This window comes from Prauserella salsuginis, assembly GCF_024648885.1.
Classification (GTDB): Bacteria; Actinomycetota; Actinomycetes; order Mycobacteriales; family Pseudonocardiaceae; genus Prauserella; species Prauserella salsuginis.
This window is the reverse complement of the sequence record NZ_JANBBF010000011.1, coordinates 324559-337794: the sequence shown is the minus strand read 5'-3', so window position 1 is coordinate 337794 and position 13236 is coordinate 324559. Positions and strand designations below refer to the sequence as shown.

General features: G+C 69.3%; 10 protein-coding genes and 2 tRNA genes. 2 read left to right on the top strand and 10 right to left on the bottom strand.

From position 1 onward, the window contains the following. Positions 1–179 precede the first annotated feature (179 nt). From LY40_RS16435 to leuC, 3 genes are all read right to left on the bottom strand, one after another. Positions 180–1037: an HU family DNA-binding protein gene (locus tag LY40_RS16435; RefSeq protein WP_183778571.1), complete on the bottom strand. Its 858-nt coding sequence runs from the start codon at positions 1035–1037 to the stop codon at positions 180–182. A 252-nt stretch (positions 1038–1289) separates the two neighbouring features. Continuing rightward, positions 1290–1895, bottom strand: a complete 606-nt coding sequence (gene leuD / locus LY40_RS16430; protein WP_183778572.1) for a 3-isopropylmalate dehydratase small subunit — start codon at positions 1893–1895, stop codon at positions 1290–1292. A 58-nt stretch (positions 1896–1953) separates the two neighbouring features. Next, positions 1954–3366 carry a 3-isopropylmalate dehydratase large subunit gene (gene leuC, locus LY40_RS16425; protein WP_183778574.1) on the bottom strand — a complete coding sequence of 471 codons (1413 nt, stop codon included), beginning with the start codon at positions 3364–3366 and terminating at the stop codon, positions 1954–1956. A 142-nt stretch (positions 3367–3508) separates the two neighbouring features. Between leuC and LY40_RS16420 the strand changes: the two genes are divergently transcribed. Continuing rightward, positions 3509–4228 (top strand): IclR family transcriptional regulator, encoded by a 720-nt coding sequence (locus LY40_RS16420; protein WP_183778576.1) that lies wholly within the window; start codon positions 3509–3511, stop codon positions 4226–4228. A 595-nt stretch (positions 4229–4823) separates the two neighbouring features. Here the strand turns inward: LY40_RS16420 and LY40_RS16415 are convergent. The 4 genes from LY40_RS16415 to gltX form a co-directional block, all read right to left on the bottom strand. Then, positions 4824–4896: transfer RNA gene (locus tag LY40_RS16415), tRNA-Glu, on the bottom strand. 53 nt (positions 4897–4949) lie between these two features. Further along, positions 4950–5021: transfer RNA gene (locus LY40_RS16410), tRNA-Gln, on the bottom strand. A gap of 169 nt (positions 5022–5190) precedes the next feature. Continuing rightward, entirely contained in the window at positions 5191–6030 is an 840-nt protein-coding gene (locus LY40_RS16405) for an HAD family hydrolase (RefSeq protein WP_372497692.1), read from the bottom strand. Positions 6031–6117: 87 nt separating this feature from the next. After that, positions 6118–7605, bottom strand: coding sequence for a glutamate--tRNA ligase (gene gltX, locus LY40_RS16400; protein WP_258937373.1), 1488 nt, complete (start codon positions 7603–7605; stop codon positions 6118–6120). Between the two features lie 223 nt (positions 7606–7828). On the opposite strand from gltX, the gene LY40_RS16395 reads away from it, so the two are divergent. Next, a complete protein-coding gene (locus LY40_RS16395; protein WP_183778580.1) occupies positions 7829–9061 on the top strand; it encodes an FAD-dependent oxidoreductase in 1233 nt (410 codons plus the stop codon). Between the two features lies 1 nt (position 9062). On the opposite strand, the gene LY40_RS16390 is transcribed toward LY40_RS16395, so the two are convergent. The 3 genes from LY40_RS16390 to LY40_RS16380 all read right to left on the bottom strand — a co-directional run bounded on the left by LY40_RS16390 (position 9063) and on the right by LY40_RS16380 (position 13215). Continuing rightward, positions 9063–9839 carry a fumarylacetoacetate hydrolase family protein gene (locus tag LY40_RS16390; protein ID WP_183778582.1) on the bottom strand — a complete coding sequence of 259 codons (777 nt, stop codon included), beginning with the start codon at positions 9837–9839 and terminating at the stop codon, positions 9063–9065. A 187-nt stretch (positions 9840–10026) separates the two neighbouring features. After that, on the bottom strand, positions 10027–11661 hold the full coding sequence (gene cimA, locus LY40_RS16385; RefSeq protein ID WP_183778584.1) for a citramalate synthase: 1635 nt from the start codon (positions 11659–11661) through the stop codon (positions 10027–10029). Positions 11662–12168: 507 nt separating this feature from the next. After that, the gene (locus LY40_RS16380; protein WP_183778586.1) at positions 12169–13215 is read right to left on the bottom strand and encodes a 3-isopropylmalate dehydrogenase; all 1047 of its coding nucleotides are present in this window, start codon (positions 13213–13215) and stop codon (positions 12169–12171) included. Positions 13216–13236: the final 21 nt, after the last annotated feature.

The window sequence follows — 13236 nt, the reverse complement described above, 5'->3', positions numbered from 1 at the left end:
GGTACCGCTGCCCGATCCGGCCGGGAACCGGCTCACCGCGGTCCCAGGCCGTCTCCGGCGGCACCGCGGTCGCAGCGTTGCGGCCGGGCCGTGAGCAGCGACGGGCCCCGCACCGCTGATGTGGTGCGGGGCCCGTCTGCGCGCGGCGCGGCCGGCGCCACGTGAACCGGCAGGCCGGCTCACTTCTTCTTGGCGGCCGTCTTCTTCGTCGTCGACGCCTTGGCAGTGGTCTTCGCCGGCGTGGCTGCCGCCTTGGTCGTCTTGGTAGCCGTCTTCGGAGCGGCCTTCGTGGTCGACTTCGACGCCGTGGACTTCGCGGCCGTCTTCGGGGCGGCCTTCGTCGCCGTCGACTTCGACGCCGTCTTCGGAGCGGCCTTGGTGGTGCTCTTGGCCGTGGACTTCGCCGCGGTGGACTTGGCGGCGGTGGACTTCGAAGCCGTCGACTTGGCGGCCGTGGACTTCGCCGCGGTGGACTTCGCGGCCGTCGCCTTGCTCGCGGTCGACTTCGACGCCGTGGACTTGGCAGCCGTCTTCGGAGCGGCCTTCGTCGCCGTCGACTTCGACGCCGTCTTCGAAGCCGTCGACTTGGTCGCGGTCTTCGGAGCCGACTTCGTGGCCGTGGCACGGGTCGCCGTCGTCGCGCGCGAACGGGTGGTCGTGCTGCGCGTGGACGAGGCCGTGGAGGTCGTGGCACGGGCGGTGGTGCCACGCGCGGTGGTACCGGACACCGGCTTGGCCTTCGTGGCCTTCGGCAGCTTCTTCGTGCCGCTCACCACATCCTTGAACGTGGTGCCCGCGCGGAAGGCCGGGACGTTGGTCTTCTTCACGCGGACGGTCTCGCCGGTACGCGGGTTCCGCGCGGTGCGGGCGGCGCGGGCGCGCTTCTCGAACACACCGAAACCGGTGATGTTCACCTTTTCGCCCTTGTTGACCGTCCGAATGATGATGTCGACGAGATTGTCGACGGCCTGCGTGGCGACCTTCTTGTCGCCCAGGCGCTCGCCGAGCGCCTCGATGAGTTGGGCCTTGTTGGCCATTCCAGTCCTCCATGAAGAACTACGTGTTACCCGGCCACACCGGCCGACATGCGCACACGGTATTACCTACGCAGCACAATTTCCAAACGGCACGCGGATTTTTCCCTTACCGGATGGGCGATCGCCGCCGATGAGCGGCGATCGACCCCGGTTCTCGGGCTGGCCGTCTGGTGTCGGATGCCGGCCGGTGGGCCGGGCCGGATTCCCTTGCTGAACAGGGAATCTTCGAGGTTCTCCAGGGAGGCGGGCTGCCTACTCCGGCTGCGCGGCCGGAAGCGTCACGGGCTTGTGGGCCGGCCGGGTGCGTTCGAACTCGGCGATGTCGTCGGCGTGGCGCAGTGTGAGGGCGATGTCGTCGAGTCCCTCCATCAGCCGCCAGCGCGTGTAGTCGTCGATCTCGAAGGGGGCACTGAAGTCCTTGGCCCGCACGGTCTTCTCCGCAAGGTCCACAGTGACCGTGGTGCCGGGCTCGTTCTCGAGGATCTTCCACAGCAGTTCGACGTCGTCGGGCGAGCACTGCGCGGCCACGAGGCCCTGCTTGCCCGCATTGCCGCGGAAGATGTCGGCGAAGCGGGACGAGATGACGACGCGGAAGCCGTAGTTCATCAGCGCCCACACGGCGTGCTCCCGCGAGGAGCCGGTGCCGAAATCGGGCCCGGCGACGAGCACGGTGCCCCGGTCGAACGGCTCGACGTTGAGGATGAAGTCCTCGTCACCGCGCCAGGCGGCGAACAGGCCGTCCTCGAAGCCGGTGCGGCTCACACGCTTGAGGTAGACGGCGGGGATGATCTGGTCGGTGTCCACGTTGGACCTGCGCAGCGGCACGCCGATGCCGGTGTGCTCGGTGATCGGTTCCATCAGGGTCTCCTGCCTGAGCGATCGGTCGTCTATGCGATCGGTGTGAAGCGGGGGTGAGTCAGAGGTCTTCCGGGGACGACAGCGTGCCGCGCACGGCTGTGGCCGCCGCCACGAGCGGCGAGACGAGGTGCGTCCGGCCGCCCTTACCCTGCCTGCCTTCGAAGTTGCGGTTGGAGGTCGAGGCGCTGCGCTCGCCCGGCTTGAGCTGATCCGGGTTCATGCCCAGGCACATCGAGCAGCCCGCCTGGCGCCATTCGGCCCCCGCGTCGATGAATACCTTGTCGAGGCCCTCTTCCTCGGCCGTCTTCCGCACGCGCATCGAGCCGGGGACCACCAGCATGCGCACACTGTCGGCGACCTTCTTGCCCCGCAGCACGTCCGCGGCGGCACGCAGGTCCTCGATCCGGCCGTTGGTGCAGGAGCCGAGGAACACCGTGTCCACCGCGATCTCCCGCAGCGGCGTTCCCGGCTCGAGATCCATATAGGACAGGGCCTTCTCGGCGGCGAACTTGGCGCTCTCGTCGCCCAGCTGCTCCGGGTCCGGCACCTTCTCGCCCAGCGGAAGTCCCTGGCCCGGGTTCGTGCCCCAGGTCACGAACGGGGTCAACGTGTCGGCGTCGATGGTGACCTCGGCGTCGAACTCGGCGTCGGCGTCGGTGCGCAGGCCACGCCACGCGGCGACGGCCTCGTCCCACTGCTCGCCCTGCGGGGCGTGCGGGCGCCCCTTGAGGTATTCGAAGGTGGTCTCGTCGGGCGCGATCATGCCCGCGCGGGCGCCCGCCTCGATGGACATGTTGCAGATCGTCATGCGGGCTTCCATCGACAGCGATTCGATGGCGCTGCCGCGGTACTCGAGCACGTAGCCCTGACCACCGCCGGTGCCGATCTTCGCGATGACCGCGAGGATGATGTCCTTGGCCGTGACGCCGGGCCGCAGCGTGCCTTCGACGTTGATCGCCATCGTCTTGAAGGGCCGCAGCGGCAGCGTCTGCGTCGCGAGGACGTGTTCGACCTCCGAAGTGCCGATACCGAAGGCCATCGCACCGAAGGCGCCGTGGGTCGACGTGTGACTGTCGCCGCACACCACGGTCATGCCGGGCTGGGTCAGGCCGAGCTGCGGGCCGATCACGTGGACGATGCCTTGTTCGGCGTCACCCATGGGGTGCAGCCGGACGCCGAACTCCTCGCAGTTCTTGCGCAGGGTGTCGACCTGGGTCTTGGACACCGGGTCGGCGATCGGCAGTTCGATGTCCACCGTGGGTACGTTGTGGTCCTCGGTTGCGATCGTCAGGTCGGGCCTGCGCACCTGACGGCCGGCGAGACGAAGGCCGTCGAACGCCTGTGGGCTGGTGACCTCGTGCACCAGATGCAGGTCGATGAAAAGCACGTCGGGCTCGGCGCCTTCGCCGCGGCGTACCGTGTGCTCGTCCCACACCTTTTCGGCGAGTGTGCGGCCCCGTTTCTCCGCCATCAGGGCTCCTCCATGAATGTCGCTGGGAACTGTGGTCGCTGGGACCGCCGTCATTGGGAAATGTGGTGGCCGGCCGGACTGTGATCGCCCGAACCGTCCCAAATGGTGGACGTCCCAGACTTCGGGATTGTAGTATCGCTGTGTGGGACAGCATAACTCTGAGGCTCAGCAGAGCGGTATCGGTGTCTTGGACAAAGCCATCGCCGTCTTGCAGGCGGCGGCGCAGCAGCCGTGCGGCTTGGCAGAGTTGTGCGCCGAGACAGGGTTGCCGCGGGCGACGGCCCACCGCTTGGCAGTGGGACTCGAGGTGCATCGGCTACTGCGGCGCGGACCCGACGGCCGCTGGCGTCCCGGGGCGGCCCTGGCGGAACTGTCCGGAGGAACGGCGGATCCGCTACTGGACGCGGCGGCGGTCGTGTTGCCCAAATTGCGGGACATGACGGGCGAGAGCGTGCAGGTGTACCGCCGCGACGGGGTGCAGCGGGTGTGCGTGGCATCGGCGGAACCGCCGAGCGGGCTGCGCGACACGGTGCCGGTGGGCTCGCGGCTGCCGATGACGGCCGGATCCGGGGCGAAGGTGCTGACGGCGTGGGCGGATGCCCATACGCAGCAGGCGATTCTCTCGGATGCGGTGTTCGGGGAGCGGACGCTGCTGGAGGTTCGGCGTCGCGGCTGGGCGCAGAGTGTCGCCGAGCGGGAGCCCGGGGTGGCGAGCGTCTCGGCGCCGGTGCGGGATTCGTCGGGTGCCGTCGTGGCGGCGGTGTCGGTGTCGGGTCCGGTGGACCGGATCGGCCGCAAGCCCGGCGCCCGGTGGGCCAGCGATCTCCTCGACGCGGCGGAAGGCCTCCAGGAACGCCTCTGACTCCTCAACTCCGAGGCCGCGCCCGGCTTTCGCCAGCGCCGCTCCCCGAGCACGACTCAGCGCAACGGAGCCCCCGGCCCCACACTCCCCCGAAACCCGCACCGGCCGAGCGAGCGCCGGCGAGCAACGGCGCCATGACGACCGCCCACGCCACGAAACCCGCGGCGAAGGACACGCCTGAAACCGCCCCACGCCCCGAAACCGGCACCAGCCGAGCGAGCGCAGCGAGCAAGGGCGCCGAGACAACGGCCCACGCCTTACCCTCACCCCGAGAAGCCGAGCGAGCGCCAGCGAGCAACGGCGAACCATCACTCCACACTCGCACCCACAGCATCGCGGTGAGCGCCAGCGAACCGTCGACCCACGCGCAGCGAGGTCGACGCCCCTCCCCACCCAGGCCGGCGAGGCCGGCGAGCGCAGCGAGCACGGCCGGACCCACCCACCCCACGCAACACACGAACGCCGAGCAACCACAGGCAGGGGGTCCGGGGGCGAAGCCCGCCGGGCTCGGGGCGTGGGGGCTGCGCCCCCACAAGACACAACGAGAAAAGCCCTATCTGCGCTTTCCGCAGATAGGGCTTTTCCGTTTTTCTTGTACCCCCGATGGGATTCGAACCCACGCTACCGGCGTGAGAGGCCGGCGTCCTAGGCCGCTAGACGACGGGGGCATGTTCTTTTATGTTGGAAGAGAACTTACCAGAGCGGCTTGTTCGCTTCTCAGCTGGGGTACCAGGACTCGAACCTAGACTAACTGAACCAGAATCAGTCGTGCTGCCGATTACACCATACCCCAACGGATACTTCGTCCGAGTCGGCCGGCGGACTGCCGTTCGCCAGGTTCCTACCCGGTCCGTATCGCGTTGTTGAAGAAAGCATAGACCACGCTCTGTGGCCGCTTGCAGCCGGGGCCCGTTTCGGCGGCGGCGGGCCCATTGCCGCAGGTATTGCGGCCTGAGTGGCCGTCAGCGGGGCGCCGGGACGCCGACGCGGACGAACTCGGACACCAACAGCTCGGGCAGTGCGGCGAGCGTGGTGAGGACGGGGACGTCGGCGGGTGCTGCACCGCGGACGGCGTCGTCGGTGTCGGCGGAGACCTCTGCCCCACTTCCGGCCGCCCCGTCGGGGTCTCGATGGAGCCAGATTCCGGTGAGACCGGCGTCACGCGCGCCGATGGCGTCGGTGGTGAGTTTGTCCCCGAGGTGCACGGCTTCGCGGGGGTCGCACCCGAGCTGGAGGCACACGGACTGGAACATCGCGGGATCGGGCTTGGCGACACCGAGTTCGCCCGCGATGGCGACGTGGTCGAAGAACCGGGCCAGACCGAGTGCGGCGAGTTTGTCGCGTTGATGGGCGCCGGAGGCGTTCGTCACGGCGGCCAGTTGCACGCCCGCGGCGGCGAGCCATTCGAGACACGGCACGACGTCGTCGAAGAGCCGCCAGGAGCGGTTCAGCAGCGCTTTGCGACGGGTTTCGAACACTGCCGCGTCGGCGAGGTCGACGTCCATGCCGAGTCCGCGCAGGAACGCATGACTGCGGCGCGCATGCATGTCGGCGTAGTCGAGTTCACCCGCGACGACGCGTGCGACGTGCTCGTCGGTGACGCGTTCCCATTCGTCCCAGATGTCGGCGCGTCCGGTCAGGGTGGCGAGCGTGCGCTTGCCCGTCGCCGTGAAGTCGATCAGCGTGTCGTCGATGTCCAGGCACACGGCCCGGAGTTCGGGCGGTGCCCAGACGTCGACGTCGTCGCGATCGGTGTCGGCGACGGAATGCGGAGCTGTCGGGGAGCCAAGCGCAAAAGCCACTCACGCGAGGCTAGGGGTTTTTGCGCCGGACCGACTCTGCTGACGAGGTGATATGGCCGAGTCTGTTTCGGTCCAGCTCGCCTACGCTCAGTTGCCCGGCAACGCCCGGCGCAGCCGTCCGAGTGACACGTCACGGCCGAGCAATTCCATCGATTCGTAGAGCGGTGGTGACACCGTGCGTCCGGTCACAGCGACGCGCACGGGCGTGAAAGCCTTGCGCGGCTTGAGCCCCAGCCCTTCCACGAGCGCATCCTTGAGCGCCTGCTCGATGTCGGCCGCGGCCCACGTCGAGAGTCCCTCCAGGGCCTCGATGGCCGCACGCAGCGCCGGTTCGGAGTCCGGGCCGAGCGCCTTCGTGGCGGCTGCATCCTCGGGGGCGAACTCGGCCTCGTCGACGAACAGGAACCGCAGCAGATCGCACGCCTCGGACAGCACCGCGACACGTTCCTGCACGAGCGGTGCGATCGCGGCGAGCTTCGCCTGCTGGTCCTCCGGCGCCTGCGCCGGCAGCACGCCCGCGTCGACGAGGTACGGCGTGACGCGCGCGACGAAATCGTCGTGGCTCAGCGTTCGCACGTGGTTGCCGTTGATCGACTCGGCCTTCTTGAGGTCGAACCGTGCGGGGTTGGCGCTGACCTTGGTGATCTCGAACGCCTCGATGAGCTCGTCGACGGTGAAGATGTCGCGGTCGTCGGCGATCGACCAGCCGAGCAGCGCCAGGTAGTTCAGCAGCCCCTCGGGGATGAAACCACGGTCCCGGTAGTTGAACAGGTTCGACTGCGGGTCTCGTTTGGACAGTTTCTTGTTGCCCTCGCCCATGACGTACGGCATGTGGCCGAACTCGGGGACGAACTCGGCGACGCCCACCCGCTGCAGCGCCCGGTACAGCGCGATCTGCCTCGGCGTCGACGGGAGCAGGTCCTCGCCGCGCAGCACGTGGGTGATGCGCATCAGCGCGTCGTCGACGGGGTTGGTCAGCGTGTAGAGCGGCGCTCCGTTGCCGCGCACCAGCACCGGGTCGGGGATGGTGCCCGCCTTGAACTCGATCTCGCCGCGCACGAGGTCGTTCCAGGACAGGTCCTCGTCCGGCATCCGCAGGCGCAACACCGGTTCGCGACCCTCGGCGCGGAAGGCCTGCTTCTGCTCCTCGGTGAGGTCGCGGTCGTAGTTGTCGTAGCCGAGCTGCGGGTCCTGCCCGGCGTCCTTGCGCCGTTGCGCGGCCTCCTCGCCGGTGGAGAACGCCTCGTACAGCTCGCCCGCCTCGAGGAGCTTGGCGGCGACGTCGCGGTAGATGTCGGCGCGTTCGCTCTGCCGGTACGGGCCGTACTCGCCGCCGACACCGGGACCCTCGTCCCAGTCGATGCCGAGCCACTGCAGGGCGTCGAGCAGCGCCGTGTACGACTCCTCGCTGTCGCGCGAGGCGTCGGTGTCCTCGATGCGGAACACGAGCTTTCCGCCGTTGTGCCGGGCGAACGCCCAGTTGAACAGCGCGGTGCGGATCAGGCCCACGTGGGGCGTACCGGTGGGCGACGGGCAGAAGCGAGCACGAACGGCGGCAGGCTTGTTCTCAGTCATAGCCCACCCAGCGTAGCGCTGTTGACTTCGGCCGCCCGCGAGCGCATGCTGAAACTATTCAACGATCGTTGAATAAAAGACCGGGGGCAATGACCGGGAGCGATGACCGGGAGCGATGGCCGGCAGCGACGGCCACGAGCGGAGCCGGGAGCGGACCCCGCGGGCGACCCCGGAAGGGCGAGCTCCGGTGAGCGAACGTCGACGAGGAAACGAGGTGGTCGTGATGACCGCACGGACGAACTGCGTCATCGCCGGTGGCGGGCCCGCCGGCATGGTGCTCGGACTGCTGCTCGCCCGGGCGGGCATCGAGGTGACGGTGCTGGAGAAGCACGGCGATTTCCTTCGCGACTTCCGCGGCGACACCGTGCACCCGTCGACGCAGACGCTGCTCGACGAACTCGGACTCGGCGAGGAGTTCGCGACCCTGCCGCAGACCCGACTGCACGAGATCGCCTTCCCCGCCGCGGACGGCACGTCGGTGGTGGTGGGCGATCTGCGCAGGCTGGCCCGCTGGACGCGACACCCGTACATCGCGCTCACGCCGCAGTGGGACCTGCTGAACCTGCTCGCGAAGGCCGGTGCCGACGAACCGACGTTCACCCTGCGCATGAACACGGAGGTCACCGGACTCCTCCGGCAGGAGGGCCGGGTCGTGGGCGTGCGCTACCGCGGGCAGGACGGTGAGGGAGAGCTGCGCGCCGACCTGACCGTGGCCGCCGACGGCCGCTGGTCGTTCGCCCGGCGCGAGGTCGGGCTGACGCCGAAGGAATGGCCGGTGCCCTTCGACGTCTGGTGGTTCCGGCTCGGCCGCGATCCCGACGACACGACCGCCGCACTGTCGCCCACGATGCGCAGCGGCCGGTTCGTCCTCGACATCCCGCGCGAGGGCTTCCACCAGCTCGCCTACCTCGGCCGCAAAGGCACCGACGGCGACCTGCGCAGGCGCGGCGTCGAAGCGTTCCGACGCGACATCGCGGAGGTCCTGCCGCACCTCTCGCACCGGGTCGGCGACCTGACGTCGATGGACGACGTCAAACACCTCGACGTGCGGCTCAACCGGCTGCCCCGGTGGCACACGGAGGGGCTGTTGTGCATCGGTGACGCCGCGCACGCGATGTCACCGATCGGCGGGGTCGGCATCAATCTGGCCGTGCAGGACGCGGTGGCCGCCGCGAGACTGCTGGCCGGGCCGCTGCGGCGTGGCACGCCGACGGCCGCCGACCTGGCCGCAGTGCGCAAGCGCAGGCTGCTGCCGACGGCGGCGGTGCAGACGCTGCAACGGCTGATGCACCGGATGGTGGCCGCTCCGGTCGTGGAAGGCAGGCGGCTGGGCCCGCCGAAACCCGTCCAGCGGCTGCTGCGCAGGGTTCCGGCACTGTCGCTCGTGCCCGCCTACCTCGTCGGTATCGGGCTCCGGCCCGAGCAGGCGCCGGAGTTCGCCCGCAGAAGGCCGTGAATCAGGCGTCCTCGACGGGATTGGTCAGGGTGCCGATCCCGTCGATGGTCACCGACACCTCCTGGCCGGCGACGATGGGGCCGACGCCGGCGGGAGTTCCGGTGAGGATCGTGTCGCCCGGCAGCAACGTCATCACCGACGAGACGAACTCGATCAGCTCGGGGATCTTGTGGACGAGCTCCGAGGTGCGCGAGTCCTGTTTGGTCTCGCCGTCGACCGTGGTGCGGATGGCCAGGTCGGCCGGGTCGAGCGCGGTCTCGATCCACGGTCCGATCGGGCAGAACGTGTCGAATCCCTTGGCGCGGCCCCACTGCCCGTCCGAGCGCTGGAAGTCGCGGGCGCTGACGTCGTTGGCGACCGTGTAGCCGAGCACGGCCTGCGCCGCCTGCGCCGCGGGGACGTTCTTCACGGGCTGGCCGATGATGACGGCGAGTTCGCCCTCGAAGTCGACCTGCTCGGACTGCTTCGGCCTGCGGATGGGCGCGTTCGGCCCGATGACGGTCGTCGACGGCTTGAGGAAGATCATCGGCTCGGCCGGGACCTCGTTGCCCATCTCCCGGGCGTGATCGGCGTAGTTGCGGCCGACGGCGATCACCTTCGTCGGCAGGATCGGCGAGAGCAGGCGGGTGTCGGCCAGCGGCCACTTCCTGCCGGTGTAGTTCGGCTTACCGAACGGATGGTCGGCGATCTCCGAGACCATCGTGTCGTCGCTGTCGCCGTCTCCGTCCACCGAGACGAAGGCGACTCCTTCCGGGTGAGCAATCCGAGCCAAACGCACGGTTCCCATCTTAAACAGTGGCGCGGAGCGTCTCCGTTTGGGCGGCGGTGGGTGACGGGCGGGCCCCGCGTGTTCTGCGCCCACCCGTCTCCCGGCCACCACCCTCGTCGACACGCGGCCTCACGACTGCATTGGATGCGACCAACGTGCCCCTGGGGACAAGGGCGCGCCAGCAGGCGGCTCCGGGTCAGGACGACCGGTCGGGGGTCACCCGCATCGCCTTGTGGGCGAGCGCGTCGCACAGCGCCAGCCAGCTGGCTTCGACGATGTTCTCGTGCACACCGACGGTCGTCCATTCGCGTTCGCGGTCGGACGATTCGACGAGCACGCGGGTGACCGCACCGGTGCCCTGGCGGTTGACCAGGATGCGCACCTTGTAGTCGGACAGCGACATCTCGTCCAACCACGCCAGATGCGGTTGCAGCGCCTTGCGCAGGGCGGCGTCGAGCGCGTTTACGGGGCCGTTGCCCTCGGCCGTCGCGATGACCCGCTCCCCCGCGACGTGGACCTTCACCGTCGCCTCGGACACGATCTCGCCGTCGGTGCGGTGGTCGAGCACCACGCGGTACGACTCGAGCTCGAACGGTGGGCCCACGGGTTCCTGTCCGTCCGAGCCCGCGATCTCCCGCCGCATCAGCAGTTCCAGCGAGGCGTCGGCCGCTTCGAACGACCAGCCGCCCGCCTCGAGGTCCTTCACCTTGTGGACCGTGTTGCTGAGTGCACGGGGATTGCCCGCGAGGTCCACACCGAGTTCCTGCCCCTTGAGCTCGAGGCTCGCCTTGCCCGCCATCTCCGTGACGAGCACGCGCATGTCGTTGCCGACCAGCGCGGGGTCGATGTGGTTGTACAGCAACGGGTCCACTTTGATCGCGCTCGCGTGCAGCCCCGCCTTGTGAGCGAAGGCCGACGACCCGACGTAGGCCTGGTGGGTGTCGGGTGCGATGTTCGCGATCTCTGCCAATGCGTGGGAGACGCGGGTCAGCTCGGCCGCTCCCCCGGAAGGCAGGACGTCCATGCCGAGCTTGGCCACGAGGTTGCCGGTGACGGCGAACAGGTCGGCGTTGCCCGCCCGTTCGCCGTAACCGTTGGCGGTGCACTGCACGTGGGTCGCGCCCGCCTGCACCGCGGCGATGCTGTTGGCCACGGCGCACGAGGTGTCGTCCTGACAGTGGATGCCGATGCGCAGCCCGGTGCGCTCGCGCACCTCGCGCACCGTGTCGGCCAGCCCCAGCGGCAACTGTCCCCCGTTGGTGTCACACAGGACGACGACGTCGGCGCCGGCCGATCCCGCGGCGTCCAGCACGCGCAGGGCGGTGTCCGGATCGTAGGCGTAGCCGTCGAAGAAGTGCTCCGCGTCGAGGAACACCCGCCTGCCCTCGCCGGTCAGGAACTCGACCGTGTCGGCGACCATCGCGCACGCCTCGTCGACGTCCACTCGCAACGCACGCTCGATGTGCCGGACGTCCGATTTGGCCACGAGCGTGACGACCGGCGCCTGCGAATCCAGCAGTGCGCGGACCTGCGGGTCGTCACCGGCAGCCACACCGGAACGCCGAGTCGATCCGAACGCGACGAGCGCGGCGTGCTTGAGCTGCAGTTCCCCCGCCGCGGCACGGGCGAAGAACTCGGTGTCCTTCGGCATCGCGCCGGGCCAGCCGCCCTCGATGAACCCGACGCCCAGCTCGTCGAGGTGCCGTGCCACGGCGAGCTTGTCGGCGACCGAGTACGAAATGCCCTCGCGCTGCGCACCGTCGCGCAGCGTCGTGTCGTACAGGTGGAAATCGTCGCCGAGCGGGGTGCCTGCGGGTTCCGTGCGGGTCACGGGTTCGTCTCCTCGTCGCGGTGTGCGAACAACTGTGGGATGGCCGGCGGGCGGCGGGCGATGACGCGCGACCGGAAGCGGCCACAAAAAAGACCCCCCGCGGTGGATGCGAGAGGTCTGCGCGCCGGGTGCTCCTACGGGGCACTTACCCGGCGCGCCTGCCAATAATGATCACGCGAAACGTGTCCATGGGCCGAATCATGCCACACCACATGCGAGCGAGTCCAACCACTGGTCTCCGCTCCCACATTCCGGACTCGTAGCCGTCCCCCATTTCACGTCGGCCACCGCATCACGTCGGCCACCGCATCACGTCGGCCACAGCATCACGTCGGCCACAGCGTCACGGCAGCTCTGGCCGCGTTTCCGGCCACTCCGAGTCCCTCTCGTCGACCGTCCCGTCGTGGCGGCGGATACCGCAGGCGATAGGCCGCAGGCGGGCCCGAACATGCGACAGGCGCCCCGGCCGTTACGGCCGGGGCGCCTGTCAGGTCTCGGTGGCGCTGCTCAGAGCGCCGGACGCGGCGCCGCGTTGGACGACACCAGCGCCGCGAGACGGTCACCGATCGCCGTCGTCGTCCCCGGCGAGGCCTGGTCGCGCGTCGCGAGGTCGAAGGCGACCGACGCCTCGATGCGGCGGGCGGCTTCCTTCTCGCCGAGGTGGTCGAGCAGCAGCGACACCGACAGCACCGTGGCGGTCGGGTCGGCCACGTTCTGCCCGGCGATGTCGGGCGCGCTGCCGTGCACCGGCTCGAACATGCTCGGGTTACGGCCCGAGATGTCGAGGTTGCCGCTGGCCGCGAGGCCGATGCCGCCGGTCACGGCGGCCGCCAGGTCGGTGATGATGTCGCCGAAGAGGTTGTCGGTGACGATCACGTCGAACCGGCTCGGGTCGGTGACCATGTGGATCGTGGCCGCGTCCACGTGCGAGTACGCCACCGACACCTCGGGGTACTCGAGCGAGACCTCTTCCACGATCCGCGACCACAACGACCCGGAGTACTCCAGCACGTTGGTCTTGTGCACGAGCGTGAGGTGCTTGCGCGGGCGCTCGTTCGCCCGGCGGAAGGCGTCCGACACGACCCGGCGGATGCCGAAGGCCGTGTTCAGGCTGACCTCCGTCGCGATCTCGTGCTCGGTGTCCTTGCGGAGCAGACCGCCGTTGCCGGCGTACGGGCCCTCGGTGCCCTCACGGACGACGATCATGTCGATCTCGCCCGGGTCCCCCAACGGGCCCTGCACGCCGGGGTACAGACGGCCGGGGCGGAGATTGACGTGGTGATCGAGCTCGAACCGAAGCCGCAGCAGCAGGCCGCGCTCGAGAATGCCGCTCGGCACACTCGGATCGCCGACCGCGCCCAGCAGGATCGCGTCGTGCTCGGCGAGTTCGCCCAGCACCGACTCGGGCAGCAGTTCACCCGTCGAGTGCCAGCGGGACGCACCGAGGTCGTAGCTGGTCGTCTCGGCGTTCGGGACGACCTCCCCGAGGACCTTGATCGCTTCGGAGACCACTTCGGGCCCGATCCCATCACCCGGGATCACAGCGAGCCGCATCCACACACCTCCGTCAGACCG